The sequence below is a fragment of the Nocardia speluncae NBRC 108251 genome (assembly GCF_001613245.1).
Classification (GTDB): domain Bacteria; phylum Actinomycetota; class Actinomycetes; order Mycobacteriales; family Mycobacteriaceae; genus Nocardia; species Nocardia speluncae.
This window is the reverse complement of sequence record NZ_BDBZ01000045.1, coordinates 1-18957: the sequence shown is the minus strand read 5'-3', so window position 1 is coordinate 18957 and position 18957 is coordinate 1. Positions and strand designations below refer to the sequence as shown.

13 protein-coding genes and 1 pseudogene are annotated in these 18957 nt (G+C 68.6%); 8 read left to right on the top strand and 6 right to left on the bottom strand.

Features of this window, described 5'->3' with window-relative positions; all coding sequences use genetic code 11:
* Positions 1–21 precede the first annotated feature (21 nt).
* Positions 22–1314 (bottom strand): acetyl-CoA C-acetyltransferase, encoded by a 1293-nt coding sequence (locus tag NS6_RS31085; RefSeq protein WP_068049530.1) that lies wholly within the window; start codon positions 1312–1314, stop codon positions 22–24.
* 282 nt (positions 1315–1596) lie between these two features.
* Here NS6_RS31085 and NS6_RS31080 point away from each other — a divergent pair, with 282 nt between their 5' ends.
* Positions 1597–2955: a 3-oxoacyl-ACP reductase gene (locus tag NS6_RS31080; protein WP_068049634.1), complete on the top strand. Its 1359-nt coding sequence runs from the start codon at positions 1597–1599 to the stop codon at positions 2953–2955.
* A complete protein-coding gene (locus tag NS6_RS31075) occupies positions 2955–3821 on the top strand; it encodes a MaoC/PaaZ C-terminal domain-containing protein (protein WP_068049528.1) in 867 nt (288 codons plus the stop codon). The genes NS6_RS31080 and NS6_RS31075 overlap by 1 nt, the downstream gene beginning before the upstream one ends.
* Positions 3822–3975: 154 nt before the next feature.
* On the opposite strand, the gene pgfA is transcribed toward NS6_RS31075, so the two are convergent.
* Positions 3976–5154, bottom strand: coding sequence for a cell envelope lipid trafficking protein PgfA (gene pgfA, locus NS6_RS31070; RefSeq protein WP_068049522.1), 1179 nt, complete (start codon positions 5152–5154; stop codon positions 3976–3978).
* A 289-nt stretch (positions 5155–5443) separates the two neighbouring features.
* On the opposite strand from pgfA, the gene NS6_RS31065 reads away from it, so the two are divergent.
* Positions 5444–6598, top strand: a complete 1155-nt coding sequence (locus NS6_RS31065) for an acyltransferase family protein (protein WP_068049630.1) — start codon at positions 5444–5446, stop codon at positions 6596–6598.
* 11 nt (positions 6599–6609) lie between these two features.
* Here NS6_RS31065 and NS6_RS31060 read toward each other — a convergent pair whose 3' ends face one another.
* The 3 genes from NS6_RS31060 to NS6_RS31050 all read right to left on the bottom strand — a co-directional run bounded on the left by NS6_RS31060 (position 6610) and on the right by NS6_RS31050 (position 9904).
* Positions 6610–7776: a DUF5685 family protein gene (locus NS6_RS31060; protein ID WP_084471587.1), complete on the bottom strand. Its 1167-nt coding sequence runs from the start codon at positions 7774–7776 to the stop codon at positions 6610–6612.
* 118 nt (positions 7777–7894) lie between these two features.
* Positions 7895–8512 (bottom strand): TetR/AcrR family transcriptional regulator, encoded by a 618-nt coding sequence (locus NS6_RS31055; protein ID WP_068049520.1) that lies wholly within the window; start codon positions 8510–8512, stop codon positions 7895–7897.
* A gap of 219 nt (positions 8513–8731) precedes the next feature.
* Positions 8732–9904: a glycoside hydrolase family 3 N-terminal domain-containing protein gene (locus tag NS6_RS31050; protein WP_068049629.1), complete on the bottom strand. Its 1173-nt coding sequence runs from the start codon at positions 9902–9904 to the stop codon at positions 8732–8734.
* A 105-nt stretch (positions 9905–10009) separates the two neighbouring features.
* On the opposite strand from NS6_RS31050, the gene NS6_RS31045 reads away from it, so the two are divergent.
* The 4 genes from NS6_RS31045 (at position 10010) to NS6_RS31035 (ending at position 16420) form a co-directional block, all read left to right on the top strand.
* Positions 10010–10522, top strand: coding sequence for a universal stress protein (locus tag NS6_RS31045; protein WP_068049628.1), 513 nt, complete (start codon positions 10010–10012; stop codon positions 10520–10522).
* Positions 10523–10678: 156 nt separating this feature from the next.
* Positions 10679–11770, top strand: a complete 1092-nt coding sequence (locus NS6_RS31040; protein WP_068049518.1) for an isochorismate synthase — start codon at positions 10679–10681, stop codon at positions 11768–11770.
* Between the two features lie 145 nt (positions 11771–11915).
* Positions 11916–12086, top strand: coding sequence for a DUF2613 domain-containing protein (locus NS6_RS34405; protein ID WP_084471573.1), 171 nt, complete (start codon positions 11916–11918; stop codon positions 12084–12086).
* A 68-nt stretch (positions 12087–12154) separates the two neighbouring features.
* Positions 12155–16420: an alpha-(1->3)-arabinofuranosyltransferase gene (locus NS6_RS31035; protein ID WP_084471572.1), complete on the top strand. Its 4266-nt coding sequence runs from the start codon at positions 12155–12157 to the stop codon at positions 16418–16420.
* On the opposite strand, the gene NS6_RS31030 is transcribed toward NS6_RS31035, so the two are convergent.
* Entirely contained in the window at positions 16380–17750 is a 1371-nt protein-coding gene (locus tag NS6_RS31030) for a polysaccharide biosynthesis protein (protein WP_371859386.1), read from the bottom strand. The genes NS6_RS31035 and NS6_RS31030 overlap by 41 nt on opposite strands.
* A gap of 77 nt (positions 17751–17827) precedes the next feature.
* On the opposite strand from NS6_RS31030, the pseudogene NS6_RS31025 reads away from it, so the two are divergent.
* Positions 17828–18957: pseudogene (locus NS6_RS31025) on the top strand (hypothetical protein); the annotation flags it as partial.

The window sequence follows — 18957 nt, the reverse complement described above, 5'->3', positions numbered from 1 at the left end:
CCGCAGGCGCAATACCCCCGCTCAGCGCTCCAGAATCGCCACCACACCCTGCCCACCGGCGGCGCAGATGGAGATCAGTGCGCGACCGGCCCCCTTCTCCGCCAGCATCTTGGCCGTCTGAGCGACGATCCGCCCGCCGGTGGCCGCAAAGGGATGCCCGGCTGCCAGCGAGGACCCGTTGACGTTCAGCTTGGCCCGGTCGATCGGGCCGAGAGCGCCATCGAGCCCCAGCCGCTCCTTGCAGTACTGATCCGATTCCCACGCCTGCAAGGTCGCCAGCACCACCGATGCGAAGGCCTCGTGGATTTCGTAGTAGTCGAAATCCTGCAGGGTCAGGCCGTTGCGGGCCAGCATGCGCGGCACCGCGTAGGTGGGCGCCATCAGCAGGCCGTCGGGTCCGTGGATGTAATCGACGGCCCCGACCTCGCTGTCCACCAGATGCGCAAGTACCGGTAGGTGGCGTTCTGCGGCCCATTCGTCGCTGGACAGCAGAACAGCCGAGGCACCGTCGGTGAGCGGCGTCGAGTTACCGGCCGTCATGGTGGCGTCGCCGAGTTTCACACCGAACACCGGTTTCAGGGTGGCCAGTTTCTCCACCGAGGAGTTCGGGCGCAGATTGTCGTCGCGGGTGAGCCCGAGGAAGGGGGTCACCAGATCGTCGAAGAAACCGCGCTCGTAGGCGGCGGCCATATTCTTGTGCGACAGGTAGGCCAGTTCGTCCTGCGCCTCGCGGGCCACACCGAACTCTTTGGCGGTGACGGCCGCGTGCTCGCCCATGGACATCCCCGTGCGCGGTTCGGCATTGCGCGGAATCTCGATACCGACCATGCCGGGCCGCAGTTGGCCCACCAGCTTGAGTCGCTCGGCGTTGGTGCGGGCGCGGTTGATGTTCAGCATCCATTCACGCATCCGCTCGCTCACGCCGATCGGTGCATCGGAGGTGGTATCGGTTCCGCCGCCGATACCGGCCTCGATCCGGCCGGCCGCGATGGCGTCGCCGACGGTGACCACGGCCTGCAGGCCGGTGCCGCAAGCGAGCTGCAGGTCGTGGGCGGGTGTGTAGGGGCTGAGCGTGCTGCCGAGCACGCTCTCCCGGATCATGCCGTGCTCACCGACCCGCTTGAGAACGGCGCCGCCGGCGACCATTCCCAGCCGCTCGCCCTGCAGACCGAAGCGGCTCACCAGACCGTCCAGGGTCGCGGTGAACATGTCCTGGTTGGAGGCGTGCGCGTAGGCCCTGTCGGAGCGGGCGAACGGGATGCGGTTGCCGCCGACGATGGCGACCGGACGGGTCGAACGGGGTGTGGTGGTCACTCGGGTCTCCCAGGTTGTCGAGTTGGCGAGATGGTCGGGTGTTTCCGGCCCCGGAAACGCGGTACCCGGCTGCGGCGGCCGACGCCCGCCCGCGATCGGTTTACGATAAACTTACTCCGGAGTAAGTTCAATGTCGACACCGCCTCCGGCGACTGTGCGCCGGCCAACCTGCGGACCCCGCTCCACGCGGGTGAGCGCAGTTCGGGCAGCAAGGGCGCCGGTGCGGCGGTACCGGTGCACGCCGGTACCGACACCACTCGAGCAACAGAAAAGGTGGGAACAGTGGCAGCCAAGAGCAAGGGCGCACCCAACCTCTACGGATCGTTCGTCAACTCCGCACCCGGCGGGTTCCTCGCGAACAAGCTGGGCCTGCCGAAGCCGGAGAAGCTACGGCGCTACGCCCCCGGCGAGCCCGCCCTGCCCGGCCCGGTGCTGCTGGGCGGTAAGGGTCGGGTGGCCGAACCACTGCGCGCGCTGCTGGCCGGCGATTACACCTTCGCCGATTCACCGGCCGCCGGCACCAAGTACGGCGCACTGGTCTTCGACGCCACCGGAATCGGCAGCATCGAGGAGCTTTCCCAGCTCTACCAGTTCTTCCAGCCGGCCATGCGCAGTATCGCGCCGTCGGGCCGGGTGCTGGTCATCGGCACCACCCCGGAACTCGCCGGATCGGTCGAGGGCCAGATCGCCCAGCGTGCGCTGGAGGGCTTCACCCGCTCGGTCGGCAAGGAGCTGCTTCGCGGCGCCACCGCGCAGCTGGTGTACCTGCACCCCGAAGCCTCCCCGGCGGCCACCGGGCTCGCCTCGACACTGCGCTTCGTACTCTCGGCCAAATCGGCGTTCGTGGATGCGCAGGTGATCCGGGTCGGCAAGGACGATTCGACCGCACCCGCCGATTGGAGCCGCCCGCTCGACGGGAAGGTCGCCGTGGTCACCGGCGCGGCGCGCGGTATCGGCGCGACCATCGCCGAGGTCTTCGCCCGGGACGGCGCGACCGTGATCGTCGCCGATATCCCCGCCGCGGGCGAGGCGCTGGCGGAAACGGCGAACAAGGTCGGCGGTACCGCGCTGGCACTCGATGTGACCGCCGCCGACGCGGCCGAGCGGCTCGCGGAATTCGCCACCGAACGTTTCGGTGGTATCGACATCATCGTGCACAATGCCGGGATCACCCGGGACAAACTGCTCGCGAACATGGACGAGGGCCGCTGGAACGCGGTGCTGAACGTGAACCTTGCGGCCCCGCACCGGATTACCGAGGGCCTGGTGTCCGCCGGCGCATTGAAGGCGGGCGGCCGGGTGATCGACGTATCCTCCATCGCGGGCATCGCCGGTAACCGTGGGCAGACCAACTACGGCGCCTCCAAGGCCGGTGTCATCGGCATGGTGAACGCCGAAGCCCCCGCGTTGGCCGAGAAGAACATCACTATCAACGCCGTGGCGCCCGGATTCATCGAAACCGCCATGACCGCAGCGATCCCGCTGGCGACCCGCGAGGGCGGCCGGCTGATGGCCTCGCTCAACCAGGGGGGACAGACTGTGGACGTCGCCGAAACCGTCGCCTTCTTCGCGAGCCCGGCGTCGAATGCGGTGAACGGCAATATTGTTCGTGTCTGCGGCCAGAGCATGATCGGCGCGTGATGACCGAAACCATCACCCTCGATGCCCCCCCGAAGAACGGCAGCCTCTATGTGAAGGCAGCCCTGGGCGCGGTCCCGCTGCCGTTCGTAGCCGGGCGCGCCCCGGCGATCCCGGACCGTGCGGTCCGGCTCGAGGGCCTGCGCGTGGATCCGGAACATCTGGCAGCCTACTGCCGCGCCACCGGGCTACGGTTCGGCGACAACCTGCCGCTCACCTACCCGTTCGTCATCACCTTCCCGATGGTGATGAAATTGCTGGTACAGCGCGATTTCCCGTTCGCCGCGATGGGCGCGGTACACACGGAGAACCTGATCGAACGCACTCGCGATATCTCGGTCGGCGAACCACTCGATATCACCGCGCATATCGAGAACCTCCGCGAGCATCCCAAAGGCCTTCTGGTGGATGCGATCAGCGAGATCCGGGTCGGGCGGGAACTGGTGTGGCGGCAAGTGACCACCTTCCTGCACCAGCAGAAGACCTCGCTGTCGGGCGGTCCGAAACCCGAGCCGAAGCCGGAAGAAGTTCCGCCGCCCCCGTTGCGCACCCTGCGAGCCGACCAGCAGACGATCACCCGCTACGCGAACGCTTCCGGCGATCAGAACCCGATCCACACCTCGGCATTGGGTGCCAAGGCGTTCGGCTTTCCGAGGGCCATCGCCCACGGTATGTGGTCGGCGGCGGCCATCCTGGCCACGCTGGAGGGCCGTATTCCCGGTGCGGTGTCCTATGGAGTGAAGTTCGGTAAACCGATTCTGCTGCCCTCGACCGTGAACGTATACGCGGATCGGGTCGCGGACGGCTGGGAGCTCGCCCTGCGGCACCCGAAGAAGGGCTATCCCCACCTCACCGCCACCCTGCGCTGACCCGGGGCAACTCGGCGAACCGAATCCCGCCCCGTATCCAAGGGGGCGGGATTTCGTCGTTTCGGTGAGTTCGGCCTACGAAAAAGCTCCCCGGACCGAAGTCCGGGGAGCTTTTCGTCGACTCTGATTCAGGCGACTCGGTATTCGACCGGCCTCAGAGATTCTTGGGCATCTTGATGGTCTCCGTCGGTGCGTCCGCACCGCTGCTACGCGGCAGGGTGGTGGTCGGCGCATCCGAACCCGCGGGGTCCTGAGCCGGGCCGCCGGGACGGCTACCGGAGGGTCCACCGGCGCGGGCCGGGCGGCCGGAACCGCCGCCCATGACACCGAGCAGGATGCCGGCGATCAGCGCGATGAGACCGACGATGCCGAGGACGATGGGCAGGACGCGGCCGAACAGCGAGAGCTGGTCGATATTGTCCTTGGCGATCGCGAGCTGGGCTTCGACGGTATCGGTATCGAAGACCAAATGCGATTTGAGCGCGGGAACCTCGGGCTTGTCGGCGGAGCGCGCGTAGAAGATGTTCAGCTGCTCACCGCCCTTCACGACGGTGCCGGTCTGCGGCTCGACCCACAAATCGCGGACGTTGCTGTAGAAGCGCGACATGGTGACCGGCTCCTCGCCGCCCTCGACACCCCACTTCGCGGCCGGCAGGCTCAGCTTGTTGGTGGGCAGGTTGGAGACCTTGGACAGATCGGTCGCGGGCACGTTCTGCCGGAAATGGTAGACCGTGGTGCCGTTGATCTCGGTCTCTTCCACGAACTCCATATCGGTGCTGGTCTCGGCATAGACGTCGAAGTACGGGTAGGTCTTCTTCTCGGTGCCGATCGGGAACCGGTACTGCAAGCCGGTGCGGTGGACCGGTTCGGCGATGCTCTCGCCCTTGCTGTTGGTTGCCATCGCGATCGACCCGTTAGGGTCGGTGGACACCGGTTCACCGGTCTTGCGATCGATGGTGACGCGGTCGACGTAGGCCGACAGCACACCGGTATCGCCCCGCTTGTCGATCCGGCGCAAGGTGTTACCGGCCTGGATCGTCATCTGATCGGCGTCGGAGGGGTCTTCGATGGTGAGGAAACGCTGGGAGACGAGCGGAACGTTCTCGTTGACCTCGGCGCTGCGCCCCTCTTCGGTGAGCGAGGTCGAGTCCAGGACCAGGCTCTCCTGGTCGGGCTGGTTGACCGCGACGGTAGTGATCTCGAGATCGAGGGGAGTTTTTGCCATTTTGCCGACGGTGTAGGTAGGGATCATCAGCGCGGCAACGATCAGCAACGCGCCGAGACCCACGAGCACGCAGGCAACCGTCCTTCTGGTTCCGGCACTCAGTGCCATGCAATGTCTCCTCGTCGTAGAACACAGGTCGTTCCGCGGGTACAGCGGGGCGCCGCGGCACTCGTGAGCCCTGACACTAACAGCCACGGCGTTTCGTGGGCATTGGCGAGGCCGGAATCGGACCCAAATCGGCAGGAGTCTAGCGCGCGTTGTGAAATACCGCCTTCCCCGCTGTACAAGCGGGCGGGCAGACTGGGAGCCGATGACCACCACCCCCACCACCGAACCCGGAGATCAGCCCGATATCGGCAGCACTGAACCGGCCGCCGCGGTGGCACCGGCCGCTGTCATGGGGTCTTCCGTGCCCGGAACGACCGCGGCCGCCCGGCAGCGTTCCTTCTTTCCCGCACTGGAGGGTATGCGCGGGCTGGCGGCGCTGGGGGTGCTGATCACCCATGTGGCGTTCCAGACCGGCGCCACCGCAATCCCCTTTCTCGGCCGGCTGCTGGAACGGTTCGATATGGCGGTCGCAGTGTTCTTCGCGCTGTCGGGCTTCCTGCTCTGGCGGCCGCACGCATCAGCAGCCCGCGGTCTCGGCGATGCGCCCACCGTCGGCTACTACCTGCGCCACCGGGTCGCCCGCATCGTGCCCGCCTACTGGATCGTGGTGTGCGCGGTGCTGATCCTGGTACCGGCGGCCGCGGGCACCGCGGGCGTGCAGGTGTGGTTGTCCAACCTGCTACTCCTGCAGATTTTCATACCGCTCACGCTGACCGACGGGCTCACCCAGATGTGGAGCCTGTCGGTGGAGGTGGCCTTCTATCTGGTGCTGCCGCTGCTGGCCTGGCTGTTGCACGGCCTGCGCGGGCGGGCGGCCGCCGCGCGGGTTCCGGCCGTGCTGGCACTCGGCCTTGCGTTCCTGAGCTGGAACTTCATCCCGGTGCCGACCCCGGGCGGGATCCACGCCGACAACTGGCTGCCCGCCTACATACCGTGGTTCGCGGGCGGCATACTGCTGGCCGAACTCATCTGCGACGAGCGGCGGGCGAAATGGCGGCGGATCCTCGGCAAACAGCGGCTGATGTGGACGATCGCCGGCGTGGCGTTCGCGTTCTCGGCGACCGACCTCGGCGGGGTCGCCGGATTGACCCGGGCCGAACCGTGGCAGTACGCGGCCAAAATGGGTCTCGGCGCGGTGATCGGTTTCGCACTGCTGGCGCCACTGGTGCTGGGTCCGGCGGATAAGACCCACCGATGGCTCACCTCGGCCCCCGCGGCGACGGCCGGCCGATGGTCCTACGGCATCTTCATCTGGCATCTGGCCGTGCTGTCGGTGATTTTCCCGGTTTTCGGGATTCTGCCCTTCCACGGCGACTTCGTGAAGGTCCTGCTGCTCACCGTGGCATTCACGCTGCCGATCGCCGCGGCGAGTCACGCGCTGGTGGAGGAACCCAGCCGGCAGTGGGCCCGCCGCTTCGACGGGCCACGCCCACCACGGGGCTGAGTCCGCCAGGGTCAGCAGGAACAGTCGCAGCACCCACAGCAGCAGCCGTCCCCACCGCAGCAACCACCGCAATCCGAACAGCAGCCGGCACAGTCACAGCAGCTCTTGCAATCGCAGCACCGCGCGGCCCAGGACTGCCGCTGTTCACCGCTGCAGGGATTGGTGTGCTCGGCGCAGCAGGCGTAGCCGGTGCAGTACTGGGTGAGTACCAGCTGGATGGATTCGCGGGCTCCGGGACGCCGGGGTGGCGCATCTTGTCCGGCGGAATTACGCGTTCCCGCGATATCGCCGGGGAATGCGCCGACGCGAGTGGTGAACGCGGCTCCGAGGCGGCGCACGGCTGTGGTGAGCGGGTCCAGCAGGGCCCAGCGCAGCGCGGGCATCCTGGTCAGTCCGGCGGTGCGCAGCGATTCGCGTAGTGCGCGGTCCGATTCGCGGACCAGATGGTAGGCGTCTGCGGGTGGGGTCGAGGTGGCGGCCAGCGGGTTGAACCGGCGCGCGGCGGCGTCGGCGGTGTAGTCGGTGAGGGCATCGGCGAGATGGGCGATCCGGCCGAACTCCGCGCCCGCCGCGCGCAGCGGCTCGGTGTTGTCCGGGCGTCCGGCCAGCACTGCCGTATGGGCGAAGAATTCCGCGGCACAGCGCCGACTGGCCACTGTCAGATCGTCCAGATCGGCGGTACCGGACGGGCCGGGTGCGGCAGCGATCCGCTGCTCGGTACTCGCCTGCGCCTCGATCGCCGCGACCAGCGGCTCGATATCCAGGCCGATCCCCGTGGCATGCGCATGCGCACCCGCCGACCAACCGGTCGCGATACGGCGCATGGGCCGGTGCAGCCGGGCCGGTAGATCGCCGTCGTCGATATGGTCACGCACCTTGGCCGAGCCCAGCAGCAGCGATGCCGTAGCGGCCAACCGGACCGGGGCCGCAGCACCGACCGGCACCCGTGCCGCCCGCATGCCGCGTAGCGGGCAGGGCCCCGCGGTGCGCCGGAGGGCCGGGGTTTCGGCCTGTGCTTCGGTCAGCAGGCTCAGCACTATCGCATCGGTATTGGTGGCGGCACGGGCGACCTGTCCGCCGCCGTCCCGCAGCCCCAGGCACAGACCACACATATGGGACTGCCACAGTCCGGGATCGATACCGTATTTCGCCGCGCCGTGCCGGCACGGCCGCAACATCCCGAACACCTGGTCCTCCCCGCGGCCGTTGTCCTCCGCAACAACCGCTGATCCGAAAATACGGAGCGCCCGGAGAGGTCGCAAGCCGCAGAAAACCACGGCCACTGGGAAATTCGGACTATTCGCCCGATTCGGCGGCGGAATCGGGTTTACGACCGGACAGGCCGCGCCAGGCCAGCGCATCCAGCAAGTCCACTGCCTCGGCCACATCGATCCGCCCGCCGGCGACCGAATCGGCGATCGCCTCCCCCGCGCCGATCACGGCGACCGCGACGATATCGAAATTGGTGCCGGGTTCGGCGTGCTTTGCGCTGGATTCCAGCAGTTTCGCGGTGAGTTCGATAACCCGCTGACGGGCGTTCTCGATCTCCGAGGCGAAGGCCTGCTGGCCGAGCGCCTGCCGGTAGAGGACCTGCCAGGAGTTGCGGTGGGTATCGACGAAACCGAGGAAACCCTCGAGCGCGGTGCGCAATTGTTCGTGCGGGCTGAGCAGCGGGTTACCGGCCGGGGCGACCGACTCCATGAATCGCATACCCTCGCGCTGGATGCAGGCGCGGAACAATTCGTCCTTCGAGCCGTAATAGAGATAGAGCATCGGTTTGGAAATCTCGGCCTCGGCCGCGATGGCGTCCATGGAGGTTTCGTGGAAGCCTCTGCGCGAGAAGACTTCGACCGCGGCATCGAGCATCTGCTGCTCACGCACCGCTCTAGGAAGTCTTTTCGTACCGCCCGCCATCACGTCTCCTGCCGCATCGAGCCCTTTATATTACTCCAAAGTAAGTTCATCGGGCCCGAAAACCACCCGGCGGCGCACGTGCGCCGCTCACCGATCGGGACGATCCCGGAAATTCCGGGCGAAGGTCAGCACTGTACTCGGATACCGGCCACCGGCGACGCCGACACCCAGCGGACGGCGGCGCGGGCCGGCCGGTGCCGAGCGGCCCTCATCGGGAAATCAGCAACCGCGCGAGACCTGCTTGTAATCGGCCATCCGCAACACCGACGCGTCGACCCGGTCCATGGGCAGACGGCCCGCGGCAACCGCTTCCTCCAGGCGGTCCAGCACCTGCCCCACGGCATCGGTGCTGATCCACAGCGCATTGTCGGCGCCGGCCACCAGGGTGGCCTCGACCGCCTCCGGGATGGACATGCGGTCGGTGATGGCAGCCATACCGCTGAGATCGTCGGTGAAGATCACGCCGTCGAACGGCGCCGCGCCATACCCCGAACCTTCCCGCAACAAGCTCATGACCTCCGGACTGATACTGGCAGGCACACCGGGAGTGGTCAGACCGGGAACATCCAGATGCCCGACCATCACCGCCGAACCACTGTCGATCAGCTCCCGGAACGGCACCAGATCGCGAGTCGCCAGCTGCTCCAGCGGCGCCACCTGGACCGCACCCACATGCGAATCGCCGGTGCCGGCGCCGTGGCCGGGGAAGTGTTTGAGCACCGTGCCCAGACCCATCTCGTGCATCGCCCGTATATAGGCATCGGCGTATTCGGTGACCACCACCGGATCGTCGGAGAACGAGCGGTCGCCGATCACCGAATCGTCGGGCTGCGAACTCACGTCGATATCGGGCGCGAAATCGACGGTGATCCCCAGATCGCGCATGGCGCGGGCGCGGTCGAGAGTCGCGTTGTAGAACTGCTCGGCCGTCATCGTCTGCGCGGTCTCCCGGGCCGACGGCGCGGTGCCGATGAGGCTGCCCAGCCGCGATACCCGGCCGCCCTCCTCATCGGTGGTGACCATCAGCGGCACCTTCGCCGCGGCCCGCACCTGTTCGAGTTCACCGCTGGTCAAGAGGGACAGATCGGTCCAGCTGCCGACGAAGATGCCGCCGACCTGATGGTCGCGCACCACAGACAGCGCGTCCTCGGTACCGGTGACCCCGACGGTGAGCAACTGCGCGAGCTTCTCCCGGGTAGTGAACTGTCCGAGGTACTCGGCGGCGCAATCGTCCGGAGTGCTGGTAGGCCCGGGTGCGGGCGCGGCACTCGTCCCGGCCTCCGGGGAACGCACCCCGGGTGAGGATGTGGCGGTGCTCCCGCCGTCGCCGCCCGAACAGGCGGAAACGATCATCGCGAGCACTGCGAGCAGGACGAACGGCAACTTCCGCATCGTTGAACGGTATCCCGCGTGCCGCACGCGTGGAAAGCTCGGATCGGTTTCGGGACAGAGGTAATCTGGAATCATCTTCTCGCCGACTCCGCCTCGGAGGTCGCCATGCCCTGCGATCTGATGCTCATCGCCTACGACGGGTCCGAACACGCCAAACGCGCGATCGAATACGCGGGGCGCTTCCTCAGCGCGAACAGAGCAGTGGTGCTCACCGCCTGGGAACCGATGGTGCTCCAGGCAGCCCGCATTTCGGGAATCTCCGGGATGGTGCAACCCGAATGGGTGCCGGACGAGGAGATGGAAGATATCGCCTATACGGCGGCCCGCGATATCAACGCCGAAGGTGCACACCTCGCGGGATTGGCAGGGTTGAATGCCGAAGCCCGCACCCAGGAATCCACCGGCACCATCTGGCACGCGATCGTCGAGGTCGCCGACGAACTCGATGTCGACATCATCGTCGCCGGTACCCGCGGAGCCACCGGGCTGCGTGCCCTGGTGCACAGCAGTGTGGCCGACGCGGTGCTCAAGCACTGCCATCGCCCGGTCTTCCTGGTACCACCGGTGCCGCCGGATCGCACGCCGGGCAACGGGCACAGCCGGCGCACCGAAACCTGACGTTGCGGGCCATCGCACATGGCCACAACCTCGAAAAGTGCACGCTCGGCCGGCCGGCGACGGCACAACCCATACCGCGCACCGATTCGTCCCGCGAGATCAGGGCCTCGGTGTGGTCACGGGCCCAGGTCTCTCGGGACGGGCTACGGTCGGAGCATGACGGGGTTCCTGCTGGCACGACCCGACAGCGTGGTTCGCGCAAGCGGCGTACGCAACGCGTTCCACGATCCGTGGCAGGCCGTCGACGCCCTGCACGCCGGCACCGCGGCGATCACCGGAGCCCTCCCGTTCGACCCACGCCGTCCTGCCGCACTGATCGAGCCCACCGGCTTCTCCCACACCGCGGGACCGTGGCGGCCGGCCGCGCTGCCCGCACTCCCCCGCATACGAGTAGTGAGCGAACACCCTTCCCCGGACGAGCATCGCGAACGGGTCGCGCGGCTGATCGGAATCCTCGCCGACCCCCGACAACCGCTACGCAAAGTGGTCGCCGCGCGGTCGGTGCTGGCCACGGCCGATACCGCCCTCGATCCACAGATCCTCGCCGCGCACCTGCTCACCAGGCATCCGCACGCGAATGTTTTCGCCGTGGACTCGACTTCCGCGGGAAACACCGGCGCGGTGCTGGTGGGTGCGAGCCCGGAGACCCTGGTCCAGCGCACCGGAACATCGGTCGCGGTGTATCCGCTGGCCGGAACACTGCCCAGACTGCCCGACCCCGAAGCGGACAACGCTCAGGCGCAGCGGCTGGCGGCGAGTACAAAAAACCAGGCCGAGCACGCGTTCGTCGTCGACTGGATCATCGAGCGGTTGAACCCGGTGTGCGCGCGGATCAGTGTGCCGCCGCGCGCACAACTGGTCAGCACCCGCGACGTCTGGCATCTGGGCACCCCGGTCCACGGCGTGCTGCGTGATCCTGCGCCCACCGCCCTGGAACTCGCGCTGCTACTACATCCGACCCCGGCGGTCTGCGGCACTCCCACCGCCCAGGCGCTCGAATACATCACCACCCACGAAGAGGACCGCGGGTTCTACGGCGGTGCGGTCGGTTGGTGCGATTCGAGCGGCGACGGGTGCTGGGTGGTCGCCATCCGCAGTGCGCAACTATCGGCCGACAGGCTGACCCTGCGAGCCTGGGCCGGCGGCGGAATCGTCGCGGCATCGCAACCGCAGGCCGAGCTGGACGAGACGACGAGCAAACTGCACACCCTGCTCGACGCCCTGGATATTCCGGTCGGGCGGGAGTGACGGCGCGCACCGGCAGCGCTGGACCGGCGGTCGCCGCCGCCCGGCTGCACCCAGTAGGGTGAAACGCCGGACTGTACGTTTCCGGACCGGCGCGATACTGCTAGGTTGGCCCGGATACTGCCTGCGTCGAGTTTGGAGTGCTGCGATGAAGTTTGCTGTCCCCGGTATTGCAAGTGCGGTGGGCGGTGCCCTGCTGGGCGCGATCGCGGTCTTCGCCATCACCGCCGCAGTGCAGCAGAACACCCGCCCCGAAGTGGATCGCAGCGGTAACGCCGACAGTTCGCTGCTCAACAACGTCGAATACGGCAAGCGCTGAGACCCCTCCCGAACCCGCTACGTCCCCGCCCGGTGGTCGCGGCGGGGACGCCGAACGCCTGACCCACGGTGCCCGAGCAGTCCGAAACCGCCGCCTCGCCGCGCGCGGAAACCGGCGGCACCCTCGACGCCACCGACCGGCTGGGACCGCGGTGGTTCGCCGGATCGGCCGTTATCGCCTTCCTGCTCACATTCCTGCAGGCCCCCGGACTCACCGTCGCCGACACCAAATACGACCTGGCCGAAAACCCGCTCGGCTTCCTGGGCCGCGCCGCGCATATGTGGAGCAGCCAGGCCCCGATGGGGCAGGTCCAGAACCAGGCCTACGGCTACTTCTTCCCGCACGGCGCGTTCTTCGCGCTGGGTGATCTCCTTTCGATTCCTGCCTGGCTGACCCAGCGGGTCTGGTGGGCGCTGCTGCTGCTCGCCGGGTTCTGGGGTGTTGTCAAGCTCTGCGAAACCCTGGGTATCGGCACACGCGGAGCGCGGATCATCGCCGCTGCCGCGTATGCGCTGTCCCCGCGGGTGCTCACCACCCTCGGATCCATCTCCTCCGAAACCCTGCCCATGATGCTGGCGCCGTGGGTACTGCTCGCACCCGCCGCACTCGGTACGGCCTACCGGCAACGCCGGCGCGGTGGTGCCCGGTCGCCGGCCGGAAGTGCGCTGGCCTTGGCGCTGATGGGCGCGGTGAACGCGGTCGCGACAGTGGCGGCGTTCCTGCCCGCGCTGCTGTGGTGGGCCAGTTACCGGCCCAACCGGGCCTGGTGGCGATTCACCCTGGCCTGGGTGCCGCTGCTCGTGCTGGCGGTCGCCTGGTGGGCGGTGCCGCTGCTGCTGCTCGGCCGAGTGAGCCCGCCGTTCCTCGACTACATCGAATCGTCCGGTGTCACCACGCAGTGGGCGTCGCTGGGGGAAGTGCTGCGTGGAACCGACAGCTGGACCCCGTTCGTCTCGCCGGAGCGGATCGCGGGCGCGGTACTGGTCACCCAGCCCGCCGCCGTGCTGGCCACCGGTCTGCTCGCCGCCGCGGGGATGGCGGGACTGGCGCTGCGTTCGATGCCCGGACGCGGCCGGCTGGTGTTCATCCTGTGTGTGGGGCTCACCGGTATCTGCGCGGGTTATGTGGGCCAGCTGGGCGGCCCGTTCGCCGAATCCGTCCGTATCTTCCTCGACTCCGGCGGCGCGCCGCTGCGCAATGTCCACAAACTGGAACCCCTGATCCGGCTACCGCTGGTACTGGGTCTCGCACAACTGCTGGCCCGGGTACCGCTGCCCGGTTCGGTGCGCTCCGGCCAGTGGCGGACAGCGTTCGCCAACCCGCATCACGACCGCCGGGTCGCGGTGGCGATGCTGATCCTGGCCGCGCTCGCGCTATCCACCTCCCTGGCCTGGACCGGCAAACTCGCGCCGCGGGGTGCCTACGACGAGGTGCCCGGCTACTGGCAGCAGACCGCCGGCTGGTTACGCGACAATGCCGCCGATACCCGGGCACTGGTGGTGCCGGGCGCGCCTTTCGGCAGCCAGGTCTGGGGTCTGACCAGGGACGAACCGTTGCAGGCGCTGGCCGAGACCCCGTGGGCGGTGCGGGATGCGGTCCCGTTGAATCCGCCGGGAACCATCCGCGCCATGGATTCGGTGCAGCGGCTCATCGCTGACGGCCGACCCTCGGCCGGTCTGGCACCCGCGCTGCGCGGACAGGGCATCGGGGTGCTGGTGCTGCGCAACGATCTGGATCCGGACACCTCGCGGTCGACCCGGCCGCTGCTGGCGCACAGCGCGGTGGAGGGGTCGCCGGGGCTGCGTAAGGTCGCGGAGTTCGGCGAGCCGATCGAACACAGTTCCGATAATGACGAATTCGTGGTCGACGCCGATCTGCGGCCGGAGTATCCGGCGGTGGAGATCTATCGCGTCGAAACTCCGGCGCCGGGGACCCCTGCCGAGGTACACAGCGGCACCGGCGCACCCGCCGAATTCCCCGGGGCATACACCGTTCCGCTCGCCTCGGTCCCGAGGGTGCAGGGCGGACCCGAGGTACTGGAACGACTCCACCGCGACCCCGCCACATCCCACGAACCGACCCTGCTCGACGCCGACGCCGCCGCCGCGGGCCTGCCGGTGGGCCCGGTCACGGTGACCGATACCCCGATGGACCGGGAAACCGATTTCGGCAAGGTCGACAACCACAACTCCGCGTTGCGCGCCCCCGACGACGCGCGCCGCACGCACAACCTCGTACCGGATTACCAGGTCCCCGGTACCGAGCCGGTCCGCGGCGAATGGACCGGAGCCACCGTCACCGCGTCCAGTTCGGCCGCCGACGCCACCCAGATCGGTGGTGCCGCACCGGGTAATTCGACCGCGGCGACCGTGGACGGCGACCCCGCTACCGCCTGGATCAGTAATGCGACGGAATACGCTCTCGGCCAATGGTTGCGGCTCGATATGGACGAACCGTTCAAGTCCGGGTTACTACGTTTCACCACTACGCCCGCCGCCATCGGCGACCCGGTGAAATGGGTGGAGGTGCGCACCAACAACGGCAGTGTCTCCGCCCGGATCGGTAAACCCGGTGAACCGGTTTCGGTGGCGCTGCCGGTGGGATCGACCGACTGGGTGAAGATCACGGCGCGGCAGACCGAACGCGGCAGTACGGGTGGCCAATTCGGGATCAGCGAACTGGCCGTCGAGGATTACTCGGTACCCGAGCTCCCCGTCCCGGTCGATATCCGGCACCGCACAGTACTTCCGGAACCACCGCCGGGCGCCACGGTGGCCGGCTGGGACCTCGGACAGGAATTCCCCGGCCGCAACGCCTGTTTCGACGCCCCCGATCGTGTGCGATGCGGGAAGGGCCTGGCGCTGGCACCGGAGGAGATGGGCGCGTTCAGCCGCACGCTTTCGGTGCCCGCGCCGGTGACGGTCGATCCGCAGCTCACCGTCCGGCCGCGGCAGGGACCCGCGCTGGAAGCGCTGCTGACCGATCCGGCGCGACCGGTGGCGCGCGGTGCATCCGATGTCGGCGACCTACGCGGCTCGGCCTTCGCCGCCACCGACGGCGATCCGGGTACCAGCTGGACGGCCCCCGAAGAGACCGCCCGCGATACCCGCGGTCCGAAACCCACGCTGACCATCGAACTTCCCGAACCTGCACTGGTGACCGGGCTCGAGCTGACGCCCTCGCTCGGCGGGTTGCCTGCCGCCCCGACCTCCGTGGCGGTGAACCTCGGCAACGGTCCGCAGATCCGCGAGCTCGAAGACCCGGACGAGGTGTCCCGGATCGACCTGCACCCCACGGTGACCGATCGGATCGAACTGAGTATCCGCAGCTGGGAATCGGTCCTGGACCGGACAGCCCTGGGCTACCACCAGGCCCAACCTGCCGGGCTGGCCGAGGTGAACGTCCTGGGCCCGCAGTATCCGCCACCCGCACCGGACGACCGGATCGTCACCGTGGGCTGCGATAGCGGGCCCACCGTCGCGGCCGGCGGGCGCCTGGTGCGAACCAGCATCACCGCCACCGCCGGCGAACTACGATCCGGCGCACCCGTTCCCGCACAGACCTGCGCCGACCTCACCGCGACGCCGGTGGCGGACACAGAACCCGGTGCGCCCCAGCCGGTTTCATTGCCCGCAGGTGAGGTGGATGTGCTGGTCGCACCGACCGAACTGTTCTTCGTCGACCGATTGCGCCTGACCGGCCCCCAGCCCGCGGCGCCCGTCGCCGATACCGGAACCCAGCTGCTCACCCTCGCGCTCAGCACGAATATCGGCTGGCGGGCCCAAACCGCCGACGGGCAGGAACTCGAACCCGTCGTCGTGAACGGCTGGCAGCAGGGCTGGTTGCTACCCGCCGGCGCCGCCGGACCGGTGACAGTGTCTTTCCCGATCGATACCTGGTACCGGGTAGCCATCTCCGGTGGCCTATTGCTGCTGATACCGCTACTCGCCCTTGCTGTTCCGCGTGGGCGCCGCCACGATCCGGCCGTCCCGGTGCAGGTGTGGCGTACACCGTGGGCAGTAGGCGCGACGGCGCTGACGGCCGCGGCCACGGTGATCGCCGGCCCCACCGCCACCGTGCTCACGGTCGCAGGTCTGGCGGTTCTGCGGTTCGTACCGCGGCTGCCGCGGCGGGCCCTGGCGGCAGTCGCCGGAATCGGCACCGCGGTATCGGCGGCCGCACTGTCGACCGGGCCCTGGCGGATGCCGGGCGGCTATATGGGTGATTCACTCTGGGTCCAGGTACCCGCACTGGTCGCGGTGATCGCGGTGGGTCTGGCGGCACTGCCGCCGATCACACGGCAGCAACGGCCGGACGCTGCGCCGCCCGAATGACGAGCAGCGCCACCAGCGCGGTGGTCGCGCCGGCGACGAGCGCGGCGATCATGATGAGGCCGGTGACGGAATTCGCCACTACCAGCATCAACACCACCTCGAGCACCAATCCCACCCAGGCCAGCGTGGCCAATGCCGTCCGGTTCACGGCGATCGCGGAGAGCAGCGCGCCCTGGAGAACGGCCAGAATCGCACCGTGCAGCGCGAACAACCACAGCAAGCCCTGGACCGGGGCATAGTCGCGACCGGCCAGCAACGGCGCCAGCGGAGCCGCCATCGCCGCACCGAACACCGCGACCACCCCGATACCAGCGAGCACCGCGAGCGCCGAACGTATCGCCGAACCGGACGACGCCGGCTGCGCCATCCGCGGATACAACACCACACCTACTGCCTGCGGTAGCCAGAACGCGATCTTGGTAGCAATGGTGCCCAGCGCATACCGGCTGGCATCGGGTTCCTCGAGCACCATCCGGACCACGATCAGATCGGCCGACGACAGCGCCATCAATGCCGCCTGCACCTGCGCCGCCCGCAACACCGCGGCCACATCCGCCAGCCCCGGATTCACACCCGATCCGGTATCGGATATCGCGTTGCCGGTACTCGCCTGCTTCGATCGCGCGGCGCCATCGTCGCCCGTGATCCCGGCGCCCATCGGAACCTCGGCCGCCGGCGTAGTCCCTGAAGATGCGGAATCACCGCGCGCTTGCACTGCCGGTGTCTCGCCATGGTCCCCGGTCGTGTACACACGGCCCGGCCCGGCGACCATCCGCCCGTACACCGCCGCTGCGGCGACACCGCCCGCCGCCGCCCACAGTGCCGCCGTGGCACCGCCCCCCACGGCCAGCACCACCAGCGCCGGAACAACCTTCGCGATACCGGTCACCCCCAACACCACCGCGAGTCCCCGGAACCGTTTCTGTCCCTGCAGCACACCCTGCTCACCCGCCAGAACAACCAGGGCAGGCGCCGAACCCAGCGCGGCCGCGGCTGCCGCGACACCCACATCCAGCAGCACACTCACCACCGGAACCAGTACCACCACCGCGGCCGCCACCAGTACCGCACACCGCCAGCGCAGCGCCCGTAGTGCAGCGATATCGGATCCGTGCACGAGTTCGCGGGCCACCACGTTCTGCAGGGCCAGCGCCGGTACCGCACACAGCAGCTGGACGGCCAGCAGGCTGGCGAATTCGCTGTACCCGGCCACACCCAGCCAGCGACCGGCCAACAGCTGGAGCAGATAACTCGCGATATTCGCGGTCATCGCCCCCGCCGTGACCAGGGTAATGTCCGCCACGGCGGGAAGACGGCGAACGAACTGCACGCGGGCAAGTCTCCCACCCGGGGCGCCGAGTGGACCGGTCCGCCCCGCCCGGACCCGCGAACGTAGGGTGACTGGCCGTGGGTGCACAACGAGCGGGCCGGTGGACACGGTGGCTCCCGGCCGGATACAGCCTGCTGCTCACACTCCTGATCACCGCACCGCTCCTGCGATCCGGATATCTTCTGCTCCGCGATGCCGTGAGCACCCCCCGCTCCTACCTCACAGATACCGCGCTCGGCCTGGGCGACGCGGCCCCCCGGGCCGTACCGCAGGACGCCCTGCTCGCCACACTTTCGGTACTCGTCGACGGCGGCGTGGTGGTCAAGGCGATCCTGGTGGCCGCGCTCTGGGCGGCCGGCTACGGCGCCGCACTCCTGGCCCGCGACCTGCTGCGTGCGCCGCTCGCCGCGCAACTGGTCGCCACCACTCTCACGGTCTGGAATCCCTACGTCGCCGAACGCCTCCTGCAAGGACATTGGAGCCTGCTCACCGGATATGCGGCCCTACCCTGGATCGCCACGGCAGCCCTGCGGGTTCGCCGCGGTGGGACGAGCTCCGGAGGCAACTCCGCGCTTGCGCCGGTCACCACCGCAGACGATCCCCATTCCGCTGACCGGACCGGAACCCACATCCGATCCGATAGTTTCCGGAACCGGGCCGTGCTCGCCGGCCTCCTCGCCGCGGCAGGCCTCACCCCCACCGGCGCGCTACTGGGCGCAATCGTCGCCGTGACGATTGCCGGTGGGCGACGGTTGGCCGGTGTACTCGTACTCGTGGCGGCAGCCTGTGTGCCATGGCTGCTGGCCACCGCCGTATCGGGGGTCGCGGCCGAACCTTCGGACCCGGCGGGTGTGCCCGCCTTTGCCGCCCGCGCGGAACCCTGGCTGGGCACCGTGGGCAGTCTCGCCGGGCTGGGTGGAATCTGGAACGCGGACGCCGTCCCCGGTTCCCGCACCACACCGCTGGCCGCGGTCGCGACCATCCTGCTGCTGGCCGTCGTCGCATTCGGAATCCGCAGAGTGGCGGCCGCGGACGGCGACCCCGAACGCTCCCGCGCCCGCCGCATCCTGCTCGTCCTCGCCGCGGCGGCGGTCGCGCTGCCTGCCCTCGCCGCGACTCCGGCCGGGCTGGGGGTCATGGAATGGCTGGTCGTGCACGTCCCCGGCGCCGGGCTGCTCCGCGATACACAGAAGTTCGTAGCCCTCGC